Raw genomic sequence first — 6,475 nt, 5'->3', positions numbered from 1 at the left:
GTTAATAGTATGGCAGGCGTAAAAATAAATAAAACACATAAAGCAATCATWGTTGAAAAGCCAATTATAAATCAGTCGGTAAAAGATATAGTACAGCCCGAAGATCAGCCTGCATTAACCTCGGCCACACATAAGCAGGAGGTAATTAAACCGGTTGTGCCAGATACCGCTGTCCAAATAATGGTAAAGCATATAGATGAGACCCCTGTTTTTGCAAGTGCGCCGCAGATTCAGCCCATACCAACACAGATTGCCGCCACTAACAACAAACAGGCCCCGGCAAAAAAACATAAGATCCGCAGCCTGGGAGATGTATTCAATGTAATGATAGCTGCTGTTGATAAACGCAAAGACAAGATCATTGAATTTAGCAATACCGATGGGGATGATGCCACTATAACGGGCGTAAACCTGGGCATCATCAGAGTGAAAAAAGAAAAATAAAATCTAAAGGATATATATATACAAATAATATGAAACGCTTAATTTTCACAGCAATGCTATGCGTTGCCGCAAGCTACAGCTTTGCCCAAACCACCACAACCGACTCAACCAAAACTACTACAGATACTGTTGTCACCAAAAAAGGATTAAAAGTAAAATTTGGTGTTGGCCAGGATGTGCCTTATGTATCGGTAAATGATAATGATACCACTATCCGTTACCATTCAAAAGCACCCGGCTTTTCTTTCGGGATCACCTTTTCCAGGATCGACCTCGGTTTTGCTACCTTAATTGATAACGGCAGCTTTACATTATCTGATAAAAACAAGTTCCTGAGCTATCGCCAGGCAAAAACCGCCAACTTTGGTTTTGATGTTGTACAATTCGGTTATCGTTTTAACAGCGCTTTCAAGATCTATGTTTCGGGAGGGTTCGACTGGACCAACATCCGCCTGCGCCAGGATATCACTATACAACGCAATGCGCCGGTTTTAACCTACGTGCAGGATAGTATCCACTTTAGCAAAAACCGCTTTTCGTCAAGCTACCTGCGCATCCCGTTGTCGTTTTACTATCGCAGTCATGAGGATAGCCGCGGTAACTACTTCCGCCTGGTTGCCGGCCCCGAAGTTGGCATCTTGCTAAACGGTCGTGTAAAACAGATAAGTGATGAGCGCGGCAAGCAAAAGTTTGATGATGACTACCACTTTGCCAAACTACGCAAAGGCGTTTTCGTTCGCATGGGCTATGGCATCATGGGCATCTACGCCAAGTACTACTTTAACGATATGTTTGAAAACAGCCCTGAACAGGAGGGTTTAAAGAACTTTTCGTTTGGGTTGACGCTGGGATTCTAATAAACACGAATTTCACGAACCAAAACGAATTGCACAAATTTTAGCTACAAGCGAATTTGTGGAAATTCGTCTTCATTCGTGAAATTCGTGTCAATCAAATTCGCGGAATTCGAAATAATTCGTGGCAATTAGTGTTTATGTTATCTTTGTAACACGATGTCAGATACTCCTTTTTTGCAGGCGATTGCGGTAAGTAAAATATATCCCGGCAAGCAGATGGCCGGTGTTAAAACAACAGATATAGCTATTGAGCAGGGCAAAATAACGGCTATTATAGGCGAGAGCGGCAGCGGCAAAAGCACTTTACTACGTTTGCTTTATGGTTTGCTCTCTCCTGACGCAGGCGAGGTTCAATTTAAAGGCGAACGCATCTGGGGGCCCGAAGAAAAGCTGATCCCCGGCCATGACGCCATGAAAATGGTTACCCAGAATACCGATGATCTCAACCTGTTTGCCAAGGTTTGGGATAACGTGGCGGCCATGCTGCCCGCAACCGATCTGAAGGCCAAACAACAAAAAACAGAGCAGGTACTGCAACAGCTTAATATGGCCCACATGGCCGATAAGCGCGTGGCCGACTTAAGTGGTGGCGAGAAGCAAAGAGTGGCCATTGCAAGGGCTATCATCACCCGTCCGCAGGTATTATTACTGGATGAGCCTTTTAACCAGGTTGACACATCGTTCCGGGAAGGTTTACAGCATGATATCAGGGAGATAGTAAAGGAAATTGGCGTTACGGTGATCATGGTATCGCATGACCCTGCTGAAGTACTATCTATGGCTGATAAACTGGTGGTGATAAAAAATGGACAAATTGTAGAGCAGGGGCCTCCTAAAACACTCTACCAGCAGCCAAAAAATCTGTATACTGCGCAACTATTAAGTAATTGCAGTGTACTTACCGCCCAGGAAGCCAAAAGCTGTGGTATTAAAGCCATTAAAGATCATGTGGTTATATACCCGGAATGGATCAAAATAAAACTCATTACCAAAACAAAAAAATGGACTGTTAAACAGGTACTTTTTAAAGGTTCTTATGAGGATCTGATCCTCCAAAACGGAAGTATCCTATTACGCGTAGCTAATGAAGAACCAGGCAGTTATGTTGAGGGAGATATGGTATCGGTACGGGCCGGGAAGTGGTTGGAGTATTAACACATAAAAATTAACTGCGAATACTTCATTTTACACTATACAGCTACCGTGAGTTTAACGAAGCCGCAACTTGTAGCCACTATATTCAATTGAAGTTATAAGAATTAGTTTTCATTGATCAATATATCCTTAGCCATTATCATGGGCACACTGATATATTTTTTCTCCATATAATTCATCACCTTTTCCAGGATCTCGCGCGATTGCTGATCCATTCCTTGTACCTCATCGGCGAACACAGAATTGATGGCGGTATTACGAATCTCTTTGATCTTTTCGGGCACCTGGCGCATGGCTACTTCAATACGGCGTTGCTTTAACTGGGTTAAAAACTCGGCAATATTTTGTTCAATAATGCCTTCGGCGTGTACCAGCTCATGATAACGTTCCTGCAGGTTATGTTTGGCAACCTCGTTTAATGAATGCACCTCGATAAAGTTAACCGGGAATTGCTCCAGCACCTCCGGAGCAGTATCATTGGGAATAGCAAGGTCGACTATAGTTTTCCTACCGGCTTCACCATTTAACAGTGATTTGTATATTTCGGTAGTAATGATAGGCTCAACCGCTGATGTGCAGGTGATAATAGCATCAAAACCTTTATTATATGTTTTAAGCGCTTCCAGATCATAAGCTTCACCATTCAAATCATCAGCCAGTTGCTGAGCCTTTGAAACTGTGCGGTTAAAAACCGCAAAGTTGCTAAACTTATGCTTTTGCAGGTATTTTGAAATATTACGGTTGGTTTCGCCGGCACCTATGATAAGTACCCGGGCGTTTGAGCAAAGGTTAAGATCTTTAAGCTTGCGGTAAGCCAATGATACAACCGAAATTGGATTTTTTGAAATATTGGTATGTGTGTAAACTTCTTTGGCTGTTTTTACCACGCAGTTCATGATCATACGCATAGCATCGCCCGTAAGGCCGGCCTCTTTGCAATGTTCATAAGCTTTACGCAGCTGTGCAAGTATTTCCTTTTCGCCAACTATCAAACTCTCCAATGAGCAGGAAGTACGCAACAGGTGGACCATAGCTTCCTGATCTTCATAAATAGAAGCGCCGTCAATGAAAGTACTTAGCGAATGTTCACACAACTCGGTATTAAAAGCTTCGATGAAACGTTTGGCAAAATCCTTATCAACCACCTGCGGGGTAGTCATAACAAATTCCACACGGTTACATGTAGCCAGATAAAAGATCTCTGGTATCCCAAATTGAGTTTTAACCTGTTGAAGTTTTTCTGTCAGATTTTCCTGGCATACCACCAATCTACCTATTTCCTTCAGTTCAATCTGTTTGTGTGTAAAAGCAATAACCTTTAAATACTTCAAAGCAGTTTTAAATTTGACCGAACAAAAATATCACTATAAAAGCGCAGCAATGTCAACCCTTTGTCAAACAGGAGTATTTAGAATGGTTATAAATTAGGAGAAATGACCGAAAAACAACATTTAAACTGCTTAAAACAATATTTGGCAAAATATTGTATATTGACAAAATACCGGGCGGCTTATGGTATCATATTAATGCTGGCAGCCTTTTTGCCGGTTAATATGATGATGACCACTCATACGCCGTTTAAATTAGGTAACATAACTATAACGCCATTTATTACCTGCTATTACCTGGGCACAATTACCTTTACAGCCGGTATTGATGTTGTGGACTGGAACAGAAAAACACAGTCCAAACAAATAAAAAAATATGATCTCATAAAGACTCCGGCAATTATTTTAAATCACCTTTATATATTCTTTGCGATTTCGGGTCTTTGCGGGGAAAATAAAAAACGACAAAACACAAAAACACAATATGGATCTGCAAAGTGTTGAAATGCGAAACCTGGAGGTACAGGATTACCAGGAACTAAAAAAATCGATGAAATCGGCCTATATGGATATGGATGAGGACTACTGGGATGCCAATTCCATTAAAAGACTCATCCGGATATTCCCCGAGGGACAAATTTGCGTGACCGTTAATGATGTGGTGGTGGGTTGTGCCCTTGCCATTATGGTTGATTACCAAAAGTTTGGCGACAACCACACCTACAAACAGATCACCGGCGACAGTACCTTTAAAACCCATACCGATAAGGGAGATGTATTATATGGTATTGATATATTTATCCACCCTAAATATCGCGGTTTGCGTTTAGCACGCCGCCTTTATGATGCCCGCAAAGCCCTGTGCGAGAAGCTGAATTTGAAAAGTATCATAGCCGGGGGCCGCATTCCCAATTACCAGAAATACCAAAACGATCTTACCCCCCGCCAGTATATTGATAAGGTAAAGTATAAAGAGATCTATGATCCCACCCTATCCTTCCAGTTGGCTAATGATTTCCACGTACGTAAGGTGCTGAAGAATTATTTGCCCGAGGACAGTCGCTCAAAAGGTTTTGCTACGCTGATAGAATGGAATAATGTGTATTATGAGGAAGTAAGCACCGCAATTAACCAAAAAACCGTTGTACGTATTGGCCTGGTTCAATGGCAAATGCGCCCCTATAACAACATTAGCGAATTGCTGAAGCATGCCGAATATTTTGTTGACGCGGTGAGCGATTACCAGTCGGATTTTATTTTATTTCCCGAATTGTTTGGCACGCCGCTGATGGCAGATTACAACCACATGGATTCGGCAAAGGCTATGCGCGAGCTGGCTAAATACACACAACCCATCATCGAGGAGTTTTCCAAACTTGCGGTATCGTATAATGTGAACATCGTAGCAGGCAGTATGCCTACCATCTTCGAGGAATCGCTGTATAATGTATCCTACCTTTTCAGGCGCAACGGCAGTATGGAAGAGGTTTACAAGATCCACCCTACCCCATCCGAAATCAGCTCATGGGGCATCCGCGGCGGCGATGAAGTAAAGGTGTTTGAAACCGATGCCGGTAAAATAGGCATCCTGATCTGTTATGATGTGGAGTTCCCCGAGCTATCGCGCATCCTGGCCAGCCAGGATATGCAGATCCTGTTCGTTCCGTTTTTAACGGATACGCAGAACGGTTATAACCGGGTTAAATTTTGTTCACAGGCCCGTGCGGTTGAAAATGAATGCTATGTGGCCATCGCCGGCTGCGTAGGTAACCTGCCCAATGTTAATAATATGGGCATCAGCTATGCGCAATCGGCAGTATTTACGCCTTCGGATTTTGGGTTCCCTACCAATGGGATACAATCAGAGGCTACTCCCAACAGCGAAATGATAGTAATTGCCGATGTGGACCTGTCATTATTAGATGAACTGCACGAATACGGCAGCGTACAAAATTTAAAAGACAGGCGCACCGATCTGTATAATATTACTTTCAACGGGAAAAAAGTGTAATATTATTTCATGAAAAATTACCACCGTTGAAGCAAGAGGATTAATCTTCACGGGATGGTTCTCCTTACAGTCATTGCGAACGAGCCCAGGTTACACATTCGCTTATCTGTAAATCAATTCACTATCTTTGCAGCACAATGCAATTAACAGGAGAAACAACACAGGTGTGGGAGAAAGGCTACAACAATTACGGCCCGTGGCTTAAGGAAAAATATAAGGGCCATCGTGTATTTAAAGTGATTGTTGATGGCGGCTTTACCTGCCCCAACCGTGATGGATCAAAGGGCTATGGCGGTTGCACCTATTGCAATGTAGATTCCTTTACCCCATCGGTTAGCCGTAACGCACCAACTGTGCGCGAGCAGGTAATACAGGGCATGGAGCGTGCCCGTACGGGTAACAAGGCTGATAAATTTATCATATACTTTCAGCCCAATACCAATACCTACGCACCGGCACATTATTTAAAAATGATGTACGACGAAGCGTTGAGCTATGGCACCGAAGATATTGTTGGCCTGAGCATTGGCACCCGCCCGGATTGTATCGACGCTGAAAAGATAGCATTGCTGGAAAGTTATACCGACAGATTTGACGTTGACCTGGAAATGGGGATGGAATCTATTTATGACGAAACCCTCGCCCAGATAAACCGCGGATGTAACCACGATGAATTAGTA

General features: G+C 42.9%; 7 protein-coding genes. 6 read left to right on the top strand and 1 reads right to left on the bottom strand.

The window, feature by feature from the left end; genetic code table 11:
• The 3 genes from AC1DPZ_RS19635 to AC1DPZ_RS19625 form a co-directional block, all read left to right on the top strand.
• A partial coding sequence (locus AC1DPZ_RS19635; RefSeq protein WP_477406549.1) for a hypothetical protein occupies positions 1–444 on the top strand: 444 nt, incomplete at its 5' end.
• Positions 445–473: 29 nt separating this feature from the next.
• The gene (locus tag AC1DPZ_RS19630; RefSeq protein WP_477406547.1) at positions 474–1,301 is read left to right on the top strand and encodes an outer membrane beta-barrel protein; all 828 of its coding nucleotides are present in this window, start codon (positions 474–476) and stop codon (positions 1,299–1,301) included.
• Positions 1,302–1,457: 156 nt separating this feature from the next.
• Positions 1,458–2,456: an ABC transporter ATP-binding protein gene (locus AC1DPZ_RS19625; RefSeq protein WP_477406545.1), complete on the top strand. Its 999-nt coding sequence runs from the start codon at positions 1,458–1,460 to the stop codon at positions 2,454–2,456.
• A gap of 104 nt (positions 2,457–2,560) precedes the next feature.
• Here AC1DPZ_RS19625 and hemA read toward each other — a convergent pair whose 3' ends face one another.
• Complete coding sequence (hemA, locus tag AC1DPZ_RS19620; RefSeq protein ID WP_477406543.1) at positions 2,561–3,787, bottom strand: glutamyl-tRNA reductase; 1,227 nt, start codon at positions 3,785–3,787, stop codon at positions 2,561–2,563.
• Positions 3,788–3,946: 159 nt separating this feature from the next.
• On the opposite strand from hemA, the gene AC1DPZ_RS19615 reads away from it, so the two are divergent.
• The 3 genes from AC1DPZ_RS19615 to AC1DPZ_RS19605 form a co-directional block, all read left to right on the top strand.
• Positions 3,947–4,288, top strand: coding sequence for a hypothetical protein (locus tag AC1DPZ_RS19615; protein WP_477406541.1), 342 nt, complete (start codon positions 3,947–3,949; stop codon positions 4,286–4,288).
• Entirely contained in the window at positions 4,269–5,795 is a 1,527-nt protein-coding gene (locus AC1DPZ_RS19610; protein ID WP_477406539.1) for a GNAT family N-acetyltransferase, read from the top strand. Before AC1DPZ_RS19615 ends, AC1DPZ_RS19610 begins: the two co-directional genes overlap by 20 nt.
• 137 nt (positions 5,796–5,932) lie before the next feature.
• Positions 5,933–6,475: radical SAM protein (locus tag AC1DPZ_RS19605; RefSeq protein WP_477406537.1), on the top strand; the 543-nt coding region annotated here is incomplete at its 3' end.

The organism is Mucilaginibacter sp. P4_G9, assembly GCF_056400985.1.
The sequence above is the reverse complement of the archived record's forward strand: the minus strand, read 5'-3'. Positions and strand labels throughout refer to the sequence as shown.

Excerpts from the sequence above, each read along its gene's own strand:
- AC1DPZ_RS19625 (WP_477406545.1), top strand. The coding sequence starts at position 1,458 with ATGTCAGATACTCCTTTTTTGCAGGCGATTGCGGTAAGTAAAATATAT.
- AC1DPZ_RS19610 (WP_477406539.1), top strand. The coding sequence starts at position 4,269 with ATGGATCTGCAAAGTGTTGAAATGCGAAACCTGGAGGTACAGGATTAC.
- AC1DPZ_RS19630 (WP_477406547.1), top strand. The coding sequence starts at position 474 with ATGAAACGCTTAATTTTCACAGCAATGCTATGCGTTGCCGCAAGCTAC.